Annotated in this window: 20 protein-coding genes; 7 read left to right on the top strand and 13 right to left on the bottom strand. The window is 64.4% G+C overall.

The annotated features are described in order from the left end of the window. Positions 1-479 precede the first annotated feature (479 nt). A complete protein-coding gene (locus tag PKA57_RS00590; protein WP_324296974.1) occupies positions 480-803 on the top strand; it encodes a hypothetical protein in 324 nt (107 codons plus the stop codon). Positions 804-963: 160 nt separating this feature from the next. Here the strand turns inward: PKA57_RS00590 and PKA57_RS00585 are convergent, their stop codons facing one another. Together PKA57_RS00585 and PKA57_RS00580 are read right to left on the bottom strand one after the other, a co-directional pair. Next, positions 964-1,698: a cell cycle transcriptional regulator TrcR gene (locus PKA57_RS00585; RefSeq protein ID WP_324296973.1), complete on the bottom strand. Its 735-nt coding sequence runs from the start codon at positions 1,696-1,698 to the stop codon at positions 964-966. Between the two features lie 169 nt (positions 1,699-1,867). Beyond that, positions 1,868-2,881 carry an NAD(P)H-quinone oxidoreductase gene (locus PKA57_RS00580; RefSeq protein WP_324296972.1) on the bottom strand — a complete coding sequence of 338 codons (1,014 nt, stop codon included), beginning with the start codon at positions 2,879-2,881 and terminating at the stop codon, positions 1,868-1,870. A 104-nt stretch (positions 2,882-2,985) separates the two neighbouring features. Between PKA57_RS00580 and PKA57_RS00575 the strand changes: the two genes are divergently transcribed. After that, positions 2,986-3,186: a DUF1192 domain-containing protein gene (locus PKA57_RS00575; RefSeq protein WP_324296971.1), complete on the top strand. Its 201-nt coding sequence runs from the start codon at positions 2,986-2,988 to the stop codon at positions 3,184-3,186. 359 nt (positions 3,187-3,545) lie between these two features. After that, entirely contained in the window at positions 3,546-4,106 is a 561-nt protein-coding gene (locus PKA57_RS00570) for a DUF1465 family protein (RefSeq protein ID WP_324296970.1), read from the top strand. A gap of 95 nt (positions 4,107-4,201) precedes the next feature. Here the strand turns inward: PKA57_RS00570 and rpmE are convergent, their stop codons facing one another. After that, positions 4,202-4,429: a 50S ribosomal protein L31 gene (gene rpmE / locus PKA57_RS00565; RefSeq protein ID WP_324296969.1), complete on the bottom strand. Its 228-nt coding sequence runs from the start codon at positions 4,427-4,429 to the stop codon at positions 4,202-4,204. 262 nt (positions 4,430-4,691) lie between these two features. Here rpmE and PKA57_RS00560 point away from each other — a divergent pair, with 262 nt between their 5' ends. Next, positions 4,692-6,533, top strand: coding sequence for an ABC transporter transmembrane domain-containing protein (locus PKA57_RS00560; protein ID WP_324296968.1), 1,842 nt, complete (start codon positions 4,692-4,694; stop codon positions 6,531-6,533). 22 nt (positions 6,534-6,555) lie between these two features. Then, complete coding sequence (locus PKA57_RS00555) at positions 6,556-7,644, top strand: SMP-30/gluconolactonase/LRE family protein (protein WP_324296967.1); 1,089 nt, start codon at positions 6,556-6,558, stop codon at positions 7,642-7,644. Positions 7,645-7,662: 18 nt separating this feature from the next. Here the strand turns inward: PKA57_RS00555 and PKA57_RS00550 are convergent, their stop codons facing one another. From PKA57_RS00550 to tkt, 10 genes are all read right to left on the bottom strand, one after another. After that, positions 7,663-8,673 (bottom strand): peptidoglycan -binding protein, encoded by a 1,011-nt coding sequence (locus PKA57_RS00550; protein ID WP_324296966.1) that lies wholly within the window; start codon positions 8,671-8,673, stop codon positions 7,663-7,665. 18 nt (positions 8,674-8,691) lie between these two features. After that, complete coding sequence (locus PKA57_RS00545) at positions 8,692-9,654, bottom strand: flagellar motor protein MotA (protein WP_324296965.1); 963 nt, start codon at positions 9,652-9,654, stop codon at positions 8,692-8,694. Between the two features lie 69 nt (positions 9,655-9,723). Then, positions 9,724-10,284, bottom strand: coding sequence for an OmpA family protein (locus tag PKA57_RS00540; protein WP_324296964.1), 561 nt, complete (start codon positions 10,282-10,284; stop codon positions 9,724-9,726). 113 nt (positions 10,285-10,397) lie between these two features. Beyond that, on the bottom strand, positions 10,398-11,201 hold the full coding sequence (locus tag PKA57_RS00535; RefSeq protein ID WP_324296963.1) for an inositol monophosphatase family protein: 804 nt from the start codon (positions 11,199-11,201) through the stop codon (positions 10,398-10,400). Positions 11,202-11,287: 86 nt separating this feature from the next. After that, positions 11,288-11,854 (bottom strand): elongation factor P, encoded by a 567-nt coding sequence (gene efp / locus PKA57_RS00530; RefSeq protein ID WP_324296962.1) that lies wholly within the window; start codon positions 11,852-11,854, stop codon positions 11,288-11,290. A gap of 145 nt (positions 11,855-11,999) precedes the next feature. Continuing rightward, a complete protein-coding gene (thiE, locus tag PKA57_RS00525; protein WP_324296961.1) occupies positions 12,000-12,674 on the bottom strand; it encodes a thiamine phosphate synthase in 675 nt (224 codons plus the stop codon). A gap of 88 nt (positions 12,675-12,762) precedes the next feature. Beyond that, on the bottom strand, positions 12,763-13,782 hold the full coding sequence (locus PKA57_RS00520; protein WP_324296960.1) for a class I fructose-bisphosphate aldolase: 1,020 nt from the start codon (positions 13,780-13,782) through the stop codon (positions 12,763-12,765). Between the two features lie 14 nt (positions 13,783-13,796). Continuing rightward, positions 13,797-15,008: a phosphoglycerate kinase gene (locus tag PKA57_RS00515; protein ID WP_324296959.1), complete on the bottom strand. Its 1,212-nt coding sequence runs from the start codon at positions 15,006-15,008 to the stop codon at positions 13,797-13,799. A 20-nt stretch (positions 15,009-15,028) separates the two neighbouring features. Beyond that, complete coding sequence (gene gap, locus PKA57_RS00510; RefSeq protein ID WP_324296958.1) at positions 15,029-16,036, bottom strand: type I glyceraldehyde-3-phosphate dehydrogenase; 1,008 nt, start codon at positions 16,034-16,036, stop codon at positions 15,029-15,031. Between the two features lie 20 nt (positions 16,037-16,056). Next, positions 16,057-18,072, bottom strand: a complete 2,016-nt coding sequence (gene tkt / locus PKA57_RS00505; protein ID WP_324296957.1) for a transketolase — start codon at positions 18,070-18,072, stop codon at positions 16,057-16,059. A gap of 413 nt (positions 18,073-18,485) precedes the next feature. Between tkt and PKA57_RS00500 the strand changes: the two genes are divergently transcribed. Together PKA57_RS00500 and zapA are read left to right on the top strand one after the other, a co-directional pair. Continuing rightward, complete coding sequence (locus tag PKA57_RS00500; protein WP_324296956.1) at positions 18,486-18,752, top strand: DUF4164 family protein; 267 nt, start codon at positions 18,486-18,488, stop codon at positions 18,750-18,752. A gap of 8 nt (positions 18,753-18,760) precedes the next feature. Next, positions 18,761-19,120, top strand: a complete 360-nt coding sequence (zapA, locus tag PKA57_RS00495; RefSeq protein WP_324296955.1) for a cell division protein ZapA — start codon at positions 18,761-18,763, stop codon at positions 19,118-19,120. Positions 19,121-19,158 lie beyond the last annotated feature (38 nt).

Below are 19,158 nucleotides of genomic sequence, written 5' to 3'. Positions count from 1 at the left end.
GCATGCCGGCGACGATCGACGACCCGGTGATCCTCGAGGAAATCGGCGAGGCGCTCTCAGGCGCGGGGTATGGAAGGAAGGGGTGAGGGCTGAATTAGCATTACGTGGGTGACTCAGTGGGAGAAGTCTGCACTGTGAAAGTTACTCTCCGATTGTGCCCCGCGAGGTTAATTCATTCTATTGGGCTTCTGTATTCGGCTGACCGCGATTCTGGAACGTGAAGGTTATGTGGGATTGGGTCTGAGGTGGATTCTCATGAACCTAGGGGCGCAGTGAAAACCTTCCGGAAATGCGTTTGGGGCAATGCTTCGGCAAGGCCCCCGATTCTGAAAAATACTAAGACAGCGGGCAAATTTTGCGGGAGATAAAAAAATAATATAAATTATAAAAATAAAACTTTTTAAAATTATAAATCCAGTTATAGTTCTTTCGTGGGTTTGGGAATAACTCATGACACATAATCGAAAAGGAAAAACATAATGGAAAATCGGCATCTTTACGAACTGATGTCTCGCCTTGACCGTGTGCAAGATATTGGAATCGCGGAAGTTAGGGTGAGCGAACTGCTGAAATGGTACTCACAAGAGCGCGTTACCAAGAAAATTTGGCGCGATATTCTGACCAAATGGCAGGAGATCGAGGAAGATCCGGACCATACTCTCTTTGTAGGTCTGGGGGATGGGACGCACGCATTGATTTGGGGGGAGGGTTTGGCGTCGGAGAAAGACGAGAACGGTAACTGCAAAAGTTGGTTCGTAAACATTGACGAACTCGCTAACCCTTCTCGCACCAAAGATGAATAATTCAAAGTTGATGTAGTCTCTGGTGGCTTTCAAAGTTGTCTAACTGCTTATCAGGCAAAGCCCTTCCCTTGTTAGGGGGAGGGGCTTTGTTGGCAGATTTGATCGATTTTCCAGTGAATTGGTCAAATAGTTCAGTTCAGCGCGATATCGTTAGAAGTTCCTACTCCTCGTCTTCCTCGATCTTCACGTCCTTGAGTTTGGCGAAGACGCTGTCGGCGTCGTAGGTCTTGCGCTCTTCCTTCTCTTCCGCCGCTTCGGGCGCGGCGATGGTGGCGTGGTGCGGCGCCTCGGGCGCAATCGTCTCCGAGGCCGGGAGCAGCGTCTCGCCGCTGCCGCCTGCGGCCTTCTCCGCCTTGCGCCGCTCGCGTTCGAGCTTGCGGGCGGCCTTCTGCACGGCCGCGTCGAGTTCGATCTGGCTCGCAAGGCCGAGCGTCACAGGATCGACCGGTTTGATATTCGCCGAATTCCAGTGGCTCCGGTCACGCACGCTCTGGATCGTGGGCTTGGTGGTGCCGACAAGCTTGGCGATTTGCGCGTCCGAGAGTTCCGGATGGTTGCGAAGGAGCCATGCGATCGCGTCCGGCCGGTCCTGACGGCGCGAAACGGGGGTGTAGCGGGGGCCCTTGCGCGGCTGGATGGGCGGCAGCTTGTACTTGCTCTCCGCCTGCTTCAGCCGTGTCGCGGGGTCCTTCTGGCAGCGCTCGATCTCGGCGCGCGTGAGCTGGCCCGAGGCAACAGGATCGAGGCCCTTGATGCCCTGCGCGACGTCACCGTCGGCGATGCCCTTCACCTCCAGAACGTGCAGACCGCAGAAATCGGCGACCTGATCGAAGGTGAGAGAGGTGTTTTCGACGAGCCAGACGGCCGTCGCCTTGGGCATGAGGGGCTGAGTCATGTTGTTCCTCTGATTCACCCGGACGTCATCCGGACGAACCCTTTTCTCTTCCTCGGGATGAGTGGGTATCGGCGTTATATAAGGGGAAAAGCCGCCCAATGAAAGACCAATGGCGGGTTTGGCGCAGGGCTTTTCGGCGATTTTCGGGCGGCGCTCCGCTCGTCTTCCTTCAAAGGGTGAGGACGATCTTCCCGATATGGCTGCTTTTTTCCATAAGCTCGTGCGCTCTGGAGGCTTCCTCGAGAGGGAAGGTCGCGTCGATCCGTGGCCGCACCCGGCCGGCATCGAGAAGCGGCCAGACCTTTTCGCGCAGCGCCAGGGCAAGCGCCGCCTTCTCCTCGATCCCGCGCGGGCGGAGCGTCGAGCCGGTGAGCGTCAGCCGCTTCAGCATCATCGGCATGAAATTGACCTCGGCGGTCGAGCCGTTGAGGAAGGCGATGGAGACGATGCGTCCGTCCTGCGCGGCGGCCTGCATGTTGCGGGCGATATAGTCGCCGCCGACCATGTCCAGAATGACATCGACGCCGCGCCCGCCGGTCAGGCGCTTCGCCTCGGCGACGAAATCCTGCTCGCGATAATTGATGGCTGCCTCCGCCCCGAGATCGCGGCAGGCAGCGCACTTCTCGGCTGAGCCCGCGGTGGCGAAGACGCGGGCGCCGAAGGCGCGGGCAAGCTGGATCGCAGTCGTGCCGATGCCGCTCGAGCCGCCATGAACGAGGAATGTTTCGCCCGCGGCGAGCCTGCCCCGCTCGAAGACATTGGTCCAGACGGTGAAGAAGGTTTCCGGCAGGCCCGCCGCCTCGATGGCGGTGAAACCCGTCGGTATCGGCAGCGCATGGGTCTCGTGCACCGTCGCATATTCGGCATATCCGCCACCCCCCAGAAGGGCGCAGACGCGGTCGCCCTGCCGCCAATGCGTGACGCCGGGACCGGCCGCGACGACCTCGCCTGCAACCTCAAGGCCCGGTGTCGCGGGCGCGCCGGGCGGCGGCGGGTAAAGCCCCATGCGCTGGATCGTATCGGGCCGGTTCACGCCAGCCGCCTCGACCCGGATCAGGATCTCGCCATGGCCGGGCTCCGGCCGGGCGATCCGAACCGGGACAAGCACGTCCGGGCCGCCGGGCTCGCGAATGGCGATGGCTCTCATCTGGTCGGGCAGGGTCGGGGACTTGGTCGGGGACATGGGGGGCCTCTCGGGTCCGGTCTGGCGCGGGGACACTTGAAGGTCTATCCAAGCCCTCCGAGACTGGCAACCTGACCCACGCCGAGGCAATGAGGAGATAGCCCATGGATACGGACGATCTTGAGCCGCGCAAGCGCAGGGGCGAGGCGCTGGCCGCACTCTCGCGCGAGGATCTGAGCCTGCTCGGCATCGAGGAACTCAATGAGCGAATCAGCGCCCTCGAGGCCGAAATCGCACGCATCCGCGCGCAACTGGAGCGGAAACACGGCACGCGCACGGCGGCGGAGGCACTTTTCAAGAAGTAAGTTAGCAAGAGCTAACATATTGGCGGAGCGCAATTTTCCGGGGAAAACAAGTAGATCTGGATCGCGCGCTCCTGCCCGGCGCCCAGTGCCCATTTGCCGGGCAATTCACGATTTGATAAACATATGGTTGCTAGGGTGACCTTGCGTAATCCAGATCTTCTGGATTCTGAGTGGTTCCTATCCACTCTGTTTGACGCCTCCCTGTTACAACTGAGCCGCGGGCACTCCGCGGCTCTTTTTTTGATCGAGCACTTCACACACATCTCGACATGCCTTCCGCGCGAGCGGTTGGCATGAATGTTGATCCTTCATCGGGCATCCGTGCCGCTCTGGCACGGACCAGAGAAGAGGGTCAGGGGATGAGTGCGGATCGGTTTGGCGGCGCTGGCGATGTGCAGTTTGCGGGCGAGGATGTGAGCATCGGCGAGTTCATGTCCTCCGGCCTCTTTCAGCGCACCTACGAGGAAGGCATGCGCCTCGTGGAGGAGACGTCGGCCTATCTCGACGGGCCGGGCCGCGACGCCTCGCGCAATCTCTCGCGGGACGCATCGCTCGCCTATGCGGGCGAAAGCATGCGGCTCACGACGCGGCTCATGCAGGTGGCAGCCTGGCTTCTCGTCCGCAAGGCCGTGCATGAAGGCGAGATTTCGCACGAGGAATCCATGGCCGCGAAATACCGCCTGGCGTCGAAGGAGATCGCCCGTTCGGCGCGCCTTTCCGGCAATCACGTCCTGCCGGAGCCGCTGATCGACCTCATCATGCGTTCCGAGCTTCTCTATGCGCGCATCGAAAGGCTCGATGCGGGACTGCGCGCGGAACCGGAAGTCGTGGAGGCGAGCCGTCCGCTGGCCGAGCAGTTCGATCGCGTCGAGGCGTTCTTCCGCGAAACCCTCCAGCGCGAATGGGGCCGGGGCGCCTGATGATCCCTTGGGCAGGTCCGGAGCTTCATGGTCCGCCAATGAAAAAGCCCCGCACGAGCGGGGCTTTGTCGTTTGAAGCGAAGCTTCCGTGAACCTCAGGCCTTGCCGCCGAGATTGCCGAACTTCTGCTTGAAGCGGCTGACGCGGCCGCCGCGGTCGACGATCTGCTGGCCGCCGCCGGTCCAGGCCGGATGGGTCTTCGGGTCGATGTCGAGGGTGAGCGTGTCGCCCTCCTTGCCGTAGGTCGAGCGGGTCTGGAAGGTCGTCCCGTCCGTCATCGCCACGGTGATCATGTGGTAGTCGGGATGAATGTCTTTCTTCATGGCTCTACGCCTTCTCAGATCACAAAAAATGCCGGAAACCGGGGCTGCCGATCGCTGGCGCGCCGGGAATGGGGGCTTATAGCCAAGGAGTGAGCCCAATACAAGGCCAAGCTCCGCCCTAAGCGACGCGCTGGGGCGATTGGGCGCGGGGACCCGGACCGGCTTCGGATTGGCCCGACGGGGCAAGGGTTGCTATATGAACGGTCAGGGTGTCCTTCTGGGGGCTGCCCGCGACCTCGCAAATCTGACCCGGCGGCCATCCATGAGCGAGACATCGAATCCGGTGGTTGAAGCCATCGAGGAAGAAGCCCAGCGCCGAAGGCCCGCCAGGGGCGTCCGGCCGCTCGCCAAACTCATGCCCTTCATCGGCCGCTACCGGATCATGGTGGCGCTCGCTTTCGTCTCGCTCGTCTTCGCGACGCTTGCAACGCTCGCCGTGCCCATCGCCGGCCGCCGCCTGCTCGACAATGGCTTCAACCAGACGAGCGCCGATTTCATCGACACCTATTTCCTCGCGCTGATCGGCATCGCGGCACTTCTCGGGGTCGCGAGCGCCATGCGCTTCTTTTTCGTGAGCTGGATCGGCGAGCGCGTCGTCGCAGATCTGCGCGAGGCCGTCTATGCCCATGTGCTGAAGCTCTCGCCCGCCTTCTTCGAGGTGACGCGCACGGGCGAGGTGCTCTCGCGCCTCACGGCGGACACGACGCTCATCAAGACCGTTGTCGGTTCCTCCGCCTCCGTCGCATTGCGGAACGTCTTCCTCTTCATCGGCGCGGCATCCATGATGGCGGTGACGAGCACATGGCTCTCCGGCCTCGTGCTTCTCGCCATTCCGATGATCGTTCTGCCGCTCGTGATCTTCGGGCGCTGGGTGCGCCGCCTGTCGCGCGCGAGCCAGGACCGCCTCGCGGATTCGAGCGCCTTCGGCACGGAAAGCCTCAACGCCATCCAGACCGTGCAAGCCTTCACGCATGAGGAGATCGACCGGCAGCGCTTCGCCGAGACGGTGGAGCGCTCCTTCGTTACCGCGCGGGCGCGCATCACGGCACGCGCCGTGCTCACTGCGCTCGTCTTCTTCATGGGACTTTCGAGCGTCGTCGGCGTGCTCTGGTTCGGCGCCCATGCGGTCGTCGTAGGCACCATGTCGGGCGGCGCGCTGCTTCAGTTCATTCTCTATGCGGTCTTCGCGGCGACGTCGCTCGCCGCCCTTTCGGAGGTCTGGGGCGACATGCAGATGGCCTCTGGCGCAACCGAGCGGCTGATGGAGCTGCTGGCTATCGAACCTGAAATCCGCGCGCCGCAGTCGCCCAGGGCGCTGCCTCTGCCCGCTCGCGGCGCGATCAGCTTCGACCGCGTGACCTTCGCCTATCCGACGCGGCCCCATGTCTCGGCCTTGCGCGATTTCTCTCTCGATGTGAAGTCCGGCGAGACGGTGGCGATCGTCGGGCCATCGGGCGCGGGCAAGAGCACGGTGTTTCAGCTTCTGCTGCGTTTCTACGATCCGAAGTCGGGCAGTATTCGCCTCGATGGCGTTGATATTTCCCAGGTCGAGCCCGGCGAGCTTCGCAGCCGCCTCGGCGTCGTGCCGCAGGAGACGGTCGTCTTCGGCATGAGCGTCGCGGAGAACATCCGCTACGGGCGGCCCGATGCGAGCGAGGAAGATGTCATCGCCGCCGCGAAGGCCGCGCGCATCCACGATTTCATCGTCTCGCTGCCTCAGGGCTATGCGACGCAGGTGGGCGAGCGCGGCGTCACGCTTTCAGGCGGACAGCGCCAGCGCGTCGCCATCGCGCGCGCCATCCTGCGCGATGCGCCGGTGCTTCTTCTCGACGAGGCGACGTCGGCGCTCGACGCGGAAAGCGAGACGCTCGTTCAGGCGGCGCTCGAAGGGCTGATGCGGGGCCACACGACGCTCGTGATCGCGCACCGGCTCGCGACCGTTCTCAAGGCCGATCGCATCATCGTCATGGAGGAAGGCCGCATCGTCGCCTCCGGCACGCATGACGAGCTTGTGCGGCAGGGCGGCCTTTACAGCAGGCTCGCCCGCCTGCAATTCACGGGCGACATATTGGGTGGCGAGCCCCAAAGCGCCGCGCTGCACTGAACAAATCGGGAGGGAAGGGAACATGTCACCGCTCTTGCGCAGAGCCATTATCGCCGTATTCGCTGTCGCCGTCATCGCGAGCGTGCTCGTCTGGCGCTTCCTTTCGGCGGCGGGGTTTTTCACCGACATCCGGGCGGAAGTTCCCGCTGAATGCCGGACGATCGCCTCCGTGCCGGGGCCGGAGGATATTCAGATCGACCGCGAGCGCGGCCTGGCCTTCGTCTCGGCCTTCGACCGGCGCGCCGCGATGGCCGGGCATGAGGCCACGCGCGGCGGCATCTATGTGATCGATTTGAAGGCGCCGCAGGCGGAATGGGCGCTCCGCCCGGTCACGGCGAACGAGCCGGCCGACTTCAAGCCCCATGGCCTCAGCCTCTATGTCGGCGCGGGCGGTGAGCGCCGCCTCTTCGTCGTCAACCACGCGGCGAAGGGCGAGGCGGTCGAGATTTTCGATATCGCGGCGGATGGTCTGCTCACGCATGTGAAGACGGTCGCGGATCCACTCTTCGCTTCGCTGAACGATGTCGTGGCGGTCGGCCCCGAAGCGTTCTACGCCACGAATGATCACGGCTCGAAAGGGCTCGGCGGAAGGCTGAGCGATCTCCTTCTGCTGCGTAACGCCAATGTCGTCTATTACGATGGCGCTTCGGCGCATGCCGCTGCCGACAGGCTTCTCTTTGCGAACGGCATCAATGTGAGCCCGGACGGCAAGACGCTCTATGTCTCGGAAATGCTGGGCGCCGCGCTGCATATCTATACGCGTGATCCCGCGACGGGCGCGCTCACGAGCCGCGATTATGCGCGCCTCGGCACCGGTCTCGACAACATCGACGTCGAGCCGGACGGCGCGCTGCTCATCGCGGCCCATCCGCATCTGATGGCGTTCCTGAAACATGCGGGCGACCCCAAGGCGCTCTCGCCGAGCCAGGTGGTGCGCGTCGAGCCGGGTGCGGGGCAGGGCGGCAAGGCCGGAACGATCTATCTCAATCGCGGCGAGGAGATTTCAGGATCGAGCGTCGCCGCCGGTTTCGGCGACATGATGCTGATCGGCAATGTCTTCGATCCGAAGATCCTCGCCTGCAAGCAGTCGAAGGAACTCAGGGCGTTTTGATCGCCCTTCCTCCCGCCTTCAGCGCTCCGTCAGCTTGAACTCGATGCGGCGGTTGCGCTTGAAGGCGGCGGCGCTCTTGCCCGTATCGAGCGGCTGGAACTCGCCGAAGCCCGTCGCGGCGAGATGCTCTGGCGGCACGCCCCGCTTCGCCATGAAGTTGACGACGGCGATGGCGCGCGCGCTCGACAGATACCAGTTCGACGGGAACTGCGCCGTGTGGATCGGGTTCGCGTCGGTGTGCCCGTCCACGCGGATGACCCACTGGATATCGTTCGGGATCTCGGCGGCGATCTCCCTCACCGCGTCCGCGATCTTCTGAAGCTGCGCGACGCCCGAGGGATTGATCTCGGCCGAGCCGCTGTCGAAGAGAATTTCCGACTGGATGACGAAACGGTCGCCCACGACCTCGATGTCGGGACGGTTGCCGAGAATTTCGCGCAGACGGCCGAAGAATTCGGAGCGGTATTTCGCAAGCTCCTGCACCTTCTGGGCGAGCGCGGCATTGAGCCTGCGGCCGAGATCGGCGATCTGCGCCTGGCTTTCCCGGTCGCGTTTTTCGGAGGCTTCGAGCGCCTCCTCCAGCGCGGCAAGCTGGCGGCGGAGCGCGGCGATCTGCTGGTTGAGAAGCTCGACCTGCGCAAGCGCCTGACTGGAAATTTCCTTCTGCTTTGAAAGCTCGTCCTGCAGGACCGCGACCTGCGAGCCCGCGCCTGCCGCCGCGCCGAGCCGGTCCTTCTCGGCATTGGCTTCGGCGAGCGAGGCCTGAAGCGTCGCGATGGTGGTCTGGAGGTCGGCCTTCTCCTGCTTCGACAGCGCGAGCTGGCTCACGAGTTCGGCGATCTGGCTACGCAGCGCTTCGAGCGCGGTATCCTTGCTCGAGACGAGTTGCGACAGGAAGAACTGCGTCAGCATGAAAATGGTGAGCAGGAAGATGAGCACGAGCAGCAGGCTCGACATGGCGTCGACGAAGCCCGGCCAGTAATCGGCGCTCGGGGCGCGTCCGCGAATTCGTCTGTGTGCGACAGCCATGCCGTTCCCACCCGCCGGTTATTTTCTGCCGAGACTGGCCGCGAGATGATCGAGCACGGGGCGCAGCGCTTCCTGATTTTCGGCAAGGCGCCGGATGAGCAACTGCTCGTGCTTGATCTGCTCGGTGAGAGCCGTGATCTGGCCGGCGAGGGCGAGCATGGGCGCGCTGTTCGCGCCGCCGCCCGAGGTCAGAGACTGCTCGATGCGTTCGAGCCGCTTCAGCGTTTCGCCGAGCATGCCGGGGCCGGGCTCCGCCGCGCCGGAAATATCCGTCACCGTCGAAAGCCACTCTTCAAGCTCGTTGTAGAAGCGGTTCTGCGCCTGCCCCGCCTGAAGATCGAGAAAACCGAGAATGAGCGAGCCTGCAAGGCCGAAGAGCGAGGACGAGAAGGACGTGCCCATGCCTGACAGCGGCCCCTCGAGTCCCGCCTTGAGATTCTGAAAGACCGTCGCGGGATCGGATGTCTCGATATTGAGGCCGTGGATCGTCGCGCCGACTGAAGTCACCGTGGTGAGAAGGCCCCAGAACGTGCCGAGCAGGCCGAGAAAGATCAGCAGGCCGATCATGTAGCGCGAGATTTCGCGCTGCTCGTCGAGGCGCGAGCCGATGGAGTCGAGGAGCGAGCGCATGGTGAGCGCGTTGAGCTGCATGCGTCCCTTGCGCTCGCCGAGCATGGTCGCCATCGGCGCAAGGAGGCGCGGCGCGGGCGGGATCGCCAGTCCCGGATCGGCACGGCGGAAGGCGTTCACCCAGCGCACTTCGGGGCCGAGCACCAGAATCTGCCGGAAGCCATAGAGAATGCCGAGCGTGAGCACGCCGATGATGAGCGTGTTGAGCCCCGGATTGGTGAAATAGGCCGTCTTGAGCTGCGGCGAGAGAATGAGGAGCAGAAACCCGACAAGGAGCAGGAAGAGGATCATCCGCACCAGATAGGGACGCGGCGTGGAGAGGGCCGCGCCGCCGGTATAGTCCTTCGCCATCTTCTGTTCAGCTCCCCTGTGATCCGGGCAGGTCTTGTGTCATTCGCGACTTTCGCCTCATGGGGCGCATCAGCTTCCCGCGCGGGTGATGTCGACCCGGTCGAGAGGGCCTGCATCCCGCGTGCCACCGAGCGCTCTCACTTCGAGGCGGTCCGTCGCGATACCGTGTTCGATGAGGAAATTGCGAACGGTGAGCACGCGCTTCAGCGACAGGCGCCGGGCATTCGTGCTCGTGTCGCCAGGGGCCCCCGCATAGGCCTTGAGCGTGACCCGGCCGCCACGGCGCCGGAAATCATCCGCGAATGTCTTGAGCCGCGCTGCCTCGCCGTCGCTCAGCGCTGCTTCTTCGGGCGGAAAGCCGATGCGGGCGAGCGCAGGCTCGGGCGCGCGAAGCGGCGAGGTGCCGAGGGCGGGCGCGGCCGCTCCCTCGGGCGATGCGTCAATGATCGCGGGCAGCGGCGCTGCGAGCGGCTCGGGCGGCATGGGCTCGCCCATGCGCGTGCCGGGCCGGTCGAGCGGCACGGCGTCCACGGGTTCGGCGCGCGCGCCCGTTCCGGCCATCAGCATGAGAACGGCGCAAAGCCCGGCTATGCGAACCGTCCGTACCCAACGCCCTTCAGGAAAAGTCATGTCTGCCGTCCCGCGCCGAAGAGGAGACTGGAATCCTGCGTTCAGTCTAGTCGAAACGGGACGGACGGGAAATCGCAAGGACGACGGAGGCAGGCGGGGCAGGCGACGCGCGGTCAGGACGCGGCGTGGGCGCGCTTCAGCGCCTTGGCAAGCTCGCGATGGATCGTCTCGTTTCCGGCGATGACCCCGCCGCTGTTAAGCACGTCGTCCCGGCCATTGAGATCGGAGACAAAGCCGCCAGCCTCGCGCACCAGAATGATGCCGGCCGCGAGATCCCATGGCGCGAGGTTCGCTTCCCAATAGGCGTCGTAGCGACCGGCCGCGACATAGGCGAGATCGAGCGCCGCCGATCCCATGCGCCGCACGCCCGCGACCTCGTTCATCACCACGCCGAGTTCGGCGATGAAGCGCTGATGGCCGGGGCGGCCGATATGCGGGATACCCGTCGCCACGACCGTATTGGCAAGCTCGCGCCGCGCCGCGACGCGCAGGCGCCGGTCATTGAGAAAAGCGCCCTGGCCCTTTTCGGCGATGAAGAGTTCGTCGGAGATCGGGTTGTAGACGACACCCGCGACGATCTGCCCATCGCGCTCGAGCCCGATCGAGATCGCGAAATGCGGGATCGAGTGGAGAAAATTCGTCGTGCCGTCGAGCGGATCGATGAGCCAGCGGTGCGACTTGTCAGATCCCTCGATCGTGCCGCCTTCCTCCATGAGAAAGCCATAGCCGGGCCGTGCCTTGGAAAGCTCCTCGAAGAGCGTTTTCTCGGCCTTCTTGTCGGCGGCGGTGACGAAATTCGCGGGCCCCTTGAGCGAGACCTGCAAATTCTCCACCTCGCCGAAGTCGCGTTGCAGTCCGCGCGCCGCCTTGCGTGCGGCGGCCACCATGACGGCCATGACGGGGGTATGACGTGCCATCGGGGACTTGCGCTTTCTCTCGGGCATTTCCGGTGATGTCCATGCCGGCATCGGCGGGAAATGCGGGTCGCTGAATGATCGGTTCGTTAGTCGGCGCGGCGGAGATAGGTGACTTCGTTCGTGTCGACCACGATCTTCTCGCCGATGGTGATGAAAGGCGGCACCATGACGCGGATGCCGTTCTCGAGCAGGGCGGGCTTGTAGGAGCTGGCCGCAGTCTGGCCCTTCACCGTCGGTTCCGTTTCGGTGACTTCCAGCACCACCTGATCGGGCAGGGCGACGCTGATGGGCCTGCCCTCGTGGCTTTCCACCGTCACCTTCATGCCGTCCTGCAGGAACGCCGCGCGCTCGCCCACCCAGTCCCTGGCAAGCTCGATCTGCTCGTAGGTTTCGTTGTCCATGAAGGTGAGCATGCCGTCGGCTTCATAAAGGAACTGATAGTCCTTCTGCTCGAGCCGTACGCGCTCGACCGTCTCGGCGGAACGGAAGCGCTCGTTGAGCTTGCGGTTGTCGATCAGGTTCTTCAGCTCGACCTGCGCGAAGGCGCCGCCCTTGCCGGGCTTCACATGCTGAACCTTTACCGCAGCCCACAGGCCTCCCTGATGCTCGATGACGTAGCCGGGGCGAATTTCGTTACCGTTGATCTTGGGCATGGACCTTGTCTCGGACTGGGGTTGAGCAGGCTCGCGGCGGGACCGGCTGTTCGCGCCGATCAGCGGATAAGGCAGGCGCGATCCGGCCGCGGCGCTCTGATAGCATCTGGAGGCCGTAAGGCCAATGCCTTTCGGAAAGGAGGGGTTATTGGCCGCGGGGCGTTTCGGCCATGATGCGGTTGAAGGCGCGCACCGCCTCCGCCGGGCCTTGCGGATGCGCCCAGACGCCGGCCGCCACGGCCAGAAAATCCGCGCCCGCCGTAACGAGGGTCGCGGCGTTCTCGACCGTGATGCCGCCAATGGCAACGCAGGGTACCACGAAGGTCTCCGACCACCAGGTCAGCAGGTCGGGCGTGGCGCGGGTCTTGGGCACCTTGGTGCCGGTCTCGAAAAAGGCGCCGAAGGCGACATAGTCGGCGCCTTCTTCGCCGGCCACCATCGCCAGATGGCGTGAATTGTGGCAGGTGACGCCGACAATGCGGTCGGGGCCGACGAGCTTGCGCGCTTCCTTGTAAGGCGTGTCCTCCTGGCCGACATGGACGCCGTCCGCATCCATCTCGACCGCGATGTCGGCGCGGTCGTTGATGATGAAGGCGACGTCATAGCCCTGCGCGACGGGCATCAGCACCTCGGTCGCGCGGCGGATCGCGTCGGCCGGCGCCGTCTCCTCAGTCTCCGTCTTCAGGCGAAGCTGGAGCGAGGCGACATCGCCCGCATCGAGCGCGCGCTTCAGCGTGTCCGAAAAGGCGATGGGCTCGATCCGGGGCGGGGTGATGAGATAGAGCCGGCAGGGCTCGCGTTCTTCTTCGATGATGGTCATGGGGGAGTTTGTAGCGCGTCTTGCGCGAGAAAGGCAAAACGCCCCGCCGGTGAGGACGGGGCGCTCTGTCTGGTCATGGCCGATAGGCTCAGGCGGCCTTTTCGAGTTCGGCCTTCCACTGGCCGAGAGCGGCGAGGCCGTTCATGCGGGCGCGGTGGAGGAAAGCACGCTGGGCGGCCGCCACATTCTCCGCCTTGCCGCTCCAGGCCTTGAGCGGGGCCGCCTGAAGGGCGCGGCCATAGGAGAAGGAGAGCTTCCAGGGCAGCCCGCCAATGGCGTTCATGGCGTTGAGATGCGCCGTCGCATCCTCGTCCGACTGGCCGCCGGACAGGAAGACGATGCCCGGCACCGCCGCCGGAACCGTGCGCTTGAAGACCGTGATGGTCTTCTCGGCGACTTCCTGCACGCTTGCCTGCGTCGAGCACTTCTTGCCCGAGACGACCATATTCGGCTTCAGGATCGTGCCTTCGAGCTTCACGCGATGCGCTGCGAGCCGCGCGAAGACGGTGCGCAACGTCGCTTCCGTCACCTCGAAGCAGCGGTCGGCGGTGTGCGCGCCGTCCATCAGCACTTCCGGCTCGACGATCGGAACGATCTTCTGCTCCTGGCAGAGCGCGGCATAACGGGCGAGCGCCTCGGCATTGGCCTCGATGCAGCCCATGGTCGGAATGCCGTCGGCGATGTCGATCACCGCGCGCCACTTCGCGAAGCGCGCGCCGAGATCGTAATATTCGGCCAGCCGCTCGCGCAGCCCGTCCAGACCTTCGGTCACCAGTTCGCCCGGAAAGCCCGCCATGGCCTTCGCGCCCGCATCGACCTTGATGCCGGGGATGGAGCCTGCCTGTTTGATGAGATCGACGAGCGGCGTGCCGTCCTTCGCCTTCTGACGGATCGTCTCGTCATAGAGGATGACGCCGGAGATGTGGTTCTTCATCGCCTCTTCGGTGCGGAACAGCATCTCGCGATAGTCGCGCCGGTTGCTCTCGGTCGACTCGAGGTTGATCGTGTCGAACCGCTTCTTGATGGTGCCCGAGCTTTCGTCGGCGGCAAGAATGCCCTTGCCCGGCGCCACCATGGCTTCGGCAATCGATTCAAGCGTTTCAGTCATATCCCGAATTCCCTTTATCTGACTTCAAGCGCCGCGACGCCGGGCAGTACCGCGCCTTCCATCCATTCGAGGAAGGCACCGCCCGCGGCGGATACATAGGTGAAATCGTCGGCCGCGCCCGCATCGTTGAGCGCTGCCACCGTGTCGCCGCCCCCGGCCACCGATTTGAGGGTCCCGATCTTCGTCAGCATGCCGACGAGACGCGCTGCGGATGCCGTCCCCTGATCGAAGGGAGGAATCTCGAAGGCGCCGAGAGGCCCGTTCCAGACGACCGTCTTCGCCGTTTCGAAGCGTCCGGCGAGATAGGCCATCGTATCCGAGCCGATGTCGAGGATCATCATGTCCTCCGGCACCGCATCGACGGGAACGGTCCTCGCCTCGGCGCCCGCCTTGAATTCCCGCGCGACGACAGCATCGACAGGCAGCACGATCTCGCAGCCCGCCTTGCCGGCGGCGGCGAGGATTTCGCGTGCCTTGTCGAGAAGGTCATATTCGCAAAGCGACTTGCCGATCTTCTTGCCCTGCGCGGCAAGGAAGGTATTGGCCATGCCGCCGCCGACAATGAGCGTGTCGACGCGATGGATGAGATTGAGGAGCAGGGCGATCTTGGTCGAAACCTTGGCACCGCCCACGACCGCGACGACGGGATGCTCGGGGTTGCCGAGCGCCGTTTCGAGCGCGTCGAGTTCCGCCTCCATCGCCCGGCCCGCATAGGCGGGCAGCACATGGGCCAGCCCCTCAGTCGAGGCATGGGCCCGATGGGCGCAGGAGAAGGCATCATTCACATAGACGTCGCCGTTCTCGGCAAGCGCCTTCACGAATACGGGATCGTTCTTTTCCTCGCCTGCATGGAAGCGCGTGTTCTCGAGGACGAGAATGCCGCCGGCGGGAAGCGCATCGACCGCTTCCTTCGCGGGCGCGCCGATGCAGTCGGACGCGAAGGCGACCTTCGCGCCGACGACGCCGGAAAGCGCCTCGGCGACGGGCGCGAGCGAGAATTTGGGCTCGGGCGCGCCCTTGGGGCGGCCGAAATGCGAAAGCACGATGACCTTCGCGCCCTTGGCCGCGATTTCCTTCAATGTGTCGGCGATGCGGTTGAGGCGCGTCGCATCCGTGACATGACCGTGCTCGTCGGTCGGTACGTTGAGGTCCGCCCTGACAAGAACCCGGCGACCATTGAGGTCGCCGGACTTGAACAGGTCATCGAGTGTTTTGTGACCAGCCATGACGTTTCGGATGCCAGGGCTCAGAGCAGCTTGCCCATGGCGGCTGCCGTGTCGCCCATGCGGTTCGAGAAGCCCCACTCATTGTCGTACCAGGAAAGCACGCGCACGAGACGGCCGTCGATCACCTGCGTCTGCGTGAGGTCGAAGGTCGAGGAAGCGGGATTGTGATTGAAGTCGATCGAGACGAGTTCCTCGTCGGTGGTGGCGAGCACGCCCTTGAGCGGGCCCTTCGCCGCCGCGATGATCGCCGCGTTCACTTCTTCCGCCGTGGTCTTCTTCTTCGCGGTGAAGACGAGGTCGATGACCGAGACGTTCGCCGTCGGCACGCGGATCGAGGTGCCGTCGAGCTTGCCCTTGAGTTCCGGCAGGACGAGGCCCACGGCCTTGGCCGCGCCCGTCGAGGTCGGGATCATCGAAAGGCCCGCGGCGCGCGCGCGGCGAGCGTCCTTGTGCAGCGTGTCGACCGTGTTCTGGTCGCCGGTATAGGCGTGAACGGTGGTCATGTAGCCCTGCTCGATGCCGACGGCCTTGTGGAGCACGGCCGCGACCGGCGCGAGGCAGTTCGTGGTGCAGGAGGCGTTCGAGACGACCTTGTGGCTCTTCTTCAGGTCCTTGTGGTTCACGCCGTAGACGACCGTGATGTCGGCGCCGTCAGCAGGCGCGGAGATGAGAACCTTCTTCGCGCCGGCGGTGAGATGGGCCGACGCCTTGTCCTTCGATGCGAAGATGCCCGTGCACTCGAGCGCGATGTCGACGCCGAGATCCTTCCACGGCAGCTTTGCCGGATCGCGTTCGGCGAGAACCTTGATCGGGCCGCGGCCGAGATCGAAGGACGACTTCGTCGTCTTGATCTTGCCGGGGAAGGGGCCATGCACGGAGTCCCACTTCAGAAGGTGGGCATTGGCCTCGACCGAGCCGAGGTCGTTGATGGCCACCACCTCGATGTCCTTGCGTCCCGACTCCGCGATGGCGCGAAGCACGAGACGCCCGATCCGACCGAATCCGTTAATCGCAACGCGGACTGCCATTTCTCGTTATCTCCTGGCTATCAAGCCCCGAGGCAAGACTTCGCGGCGGCGACCGCGGCTTCCGGGGTAATGTTGAAGTGCTTGTAGAGGTCCTTGGCGGGCGCACTCGCGCCGAAGCCCGTCATTCCGATGAAAGCGCCGTCGGCGCCGATATAGCGGTCCCAGCCGTAGCGAAGCGCAGCTTCGATCACGACCTTCACCGTCCCTTCGCCCAGCGTCTTCGCCTTGTATTCGCGCGACTGGGCCTCGAAGAGTTCGACGCAGGGCATTGAGACGACGCGCGCGCCGATGCCCTCTGCCTCGAGGAGCTTCTGGGCGGCGAGCGCGATCTCGACTTCCGAGCCCGTGGCGATGAGCGTCACCTTCGCGGCAGAGGAGGCAGGCGAAAGCTCATAGCCGCCCTTCGCGCAGAGGTTCTCATCCGTGTCCGTCGTGCGGACGGCGGGCAGGTTCTGGCGCGAGAGCGCGAGGACCGAGGGCGTCTTCTTCGCTTCGAGTGCGATCTGCCAGCATTCGAGCGTCTCCACCGCGTCGGCCGGGCGGAAGACGTTGAGGTTCGGCATGGCGCGCAGGCTCGCCAGATGCTCGACCGGCTGGTGGGTCGGCCCGTCTTCGCCGAGCCCGATCGAGTCATGCGTCATCACATAGATCACACGCTGTTCCATCAGCGCCGAAAGGCGGATGGCCGGGCGGCAATAATCGGTGAAGACGAGGAAGGTGCCCGAATAGGGGATGAAGCCCTTGTGCAGCGCGATGCCGTTCATGGCCGCGGCCATGCCGTGCTCGCGGATGCCGTAATGGATGAAGGAGCCGGAGAAATCGGTCGCCGTGACCGCCTTCTGGTCCCTGGAGCGGGTGTTGTTGGAGCCGGTGAGGTCGGCCGAGCCGCCGATCGATTCCGGCAGCAGCGGATTGATGACGTTGAGCACCTCTTCCGAGGACTTTCGCGTCGCCCAGTTCGGCTTTTCCGCCACAAGCTGCTTCTTGTAATCGGTGACGGCCTTGCCGAAGGCCGCGGGCAGGTCGCCCCTGAGCTGGCGCTCGAACTCCGCGCGCGAGGCCTGATCGACCTTCGCGAACGAGGCTTCCCAGTCGGAGCGCGCCTTGCCGCCGCGCGCGCCGATCTCGCGCCATGCGGCGAGAACGGGGGCGGGAATGTCGAAGGGTTCCGCCTCCCAGCCGAGCGTCTGGCGCGAGAGCTTGATTTCGTCGGCGCCGAGGGGCGAGCCATGCGAGGACGACTTGCCATGCTTGTTCGGCGAGCCATAGCCGATGACGGTGCGGCAGGCGATGAGCGTCGGCTTCGTCGCGTGGCGCGCCTTTTCGATGGCGCCGGCGATCTCGTCCGGGTTGTGGCCGTCGATGCGGACGGCGTTCCAGCCCGCCGCCTCGAAGCGCTTCAGCGCGTCGCCCGATTCCGAAAGGTCGAGCGAACCGTCGATGGTGATGCCGTTGTCGTCATAAAGGACGATGAGCTTCGACAGGCGCAGATGGCCGGCAAGGCTGATCGCCTCGTGGCTGATGCCTTCCATGAGATCGCCATCGGAGGCGAGGACATAGGTGTGGTGATCGACGATGCCGCCGAAGCGCGCCGCGGCGAGGCGCTCGGCGAGCGCCATGCCGACGGCGGTGGCGATGCCCTGTCCGAGCGGGCCCGTCGTCGTCTCGATGCCGCCCGCATGGCCATATTCGGGATGGCCGGCGGTGATGCTGCCGAGCTGGCGGAAATTCTTGATCTGCTCGATCGTCATGTCCTCGTAGCCGAGGAGATAGTTGAGCGCATAGAGCAGCATGGAGCCGTGGCCAGCAGAGAGCACGAAGCGGTCGCGATCCGGCCAGTCGGGCTTTTTCGGGTCGATCTTCAGGAAGCGCGAAAACAGGACGGTGGCGACATCGGCCGCGCCCATCGGCATGCCGGGATGGCCGGAATTGGCCTTCTGCACCGCGTCCATGGCGAGGGCACGGATGGCGTTCGCCATATCCCGGTGAGATACGGAAGCTTGCGCGATAGGGGCCGACTGATCGGGTGGCGTCATGTTTAAACTCTTTGGCCTCAGGACTTGACCCAGGTTGCCGGCTCCGGGGCGCTGGAGCAGGGTTGTCCGGGAGAGGCGCCAGAAGGACGCGCCGTTCCGGAGCCCTTGCTCCGGACTTCGATCCGGCCGCCGGCAACGAGTTCGGCGCGGTCCGATTCCTTCCCGTCTCTTGGGGTCTTGCGAGCGGCGCCACAATGACCAGCGCGTTTCGGAGAGTCAATGATGGATTCGCGCAAAATGCCGCGCTTTTCCGCGACTTGAGGCGCATCTTGCCGTCGAGGCCCGATCGGCTCGCGGGAGCGTCGCGCCCGGCGCGGGCGGAGAGGCAGGGCAAGTCCAGTTGACCTTGTTTCGGCGGCACGCCTATGGTGACAAATGAGGGTTCGAGCCCTGATTCCGGACAGCAGCGACGCATGAACAAACTCGATTCCGCGACTGAGCGCTTCAAGACGGCGCTTGACCGGCTGGAGGCAGGCATCCACCGGCAGCTTTTGCGCGCGCAGTCCGCAGGACGGCTCGAGAGCGAGCTCAACGCGCTCAAGGAAGACCGGGCCCGGCTCGCCGAGGAGATAGACCGGATGAAGGCCGAGGCCCGGCAGGCCAACGAACTCAATGAGCGCGTGTCGGAAACGCTGGCGAATGCCATCGAGGGCATTCGCGAGGTGCTGACGGAAAGCTGAGGGCAGGCATGGGACAGGTCACCGTTCAGATCAACGATCGCGCCTATACCGTCGCCTGCGGCGATGGCGAGGAAGCCCATCTGAAGGAACTGGCGACACATATCAGCGCCCATGTGTCGGAACTCGCGCGCGAAGTGGGGCAGGTAGGCGAATCGCGGCTTCTTCTCATGGCCTCGCTGCTCGTCGCCGACGAGCTTTTCGAGGCGCGCAGCCGCATCAAGGTGCTCGAAGCCGATATCGAGCAGTTGACCCAGGCGCGCATCGCGGCGCTCGAGCGCTCCCGCGAGGCGGAGGATCTGCTCGGCGACATGCTGGATACGGCAGCCCGCCGCATCGAGGACATCGCGCGGCGGATCGAGGCGGCGTGACGCAGCGCCTCACCTCGTTCTTCTTGACCGCGGAGGCC

This window comes from Parvibaculum sp. (genome assembly GCF_035325945.1).
Classification (GTDB): domain Bacteria; phylum Pseudomonadota; class Alphaproteobacteria; order Parvibaculales; family Parvibaculaceae; genus Parvibaculum.
The sequence above is the reverse complement of the archived record's forward strand: the minus strand, read 5'-3'. Positions and strand labels throughout refer to the sequence as shown.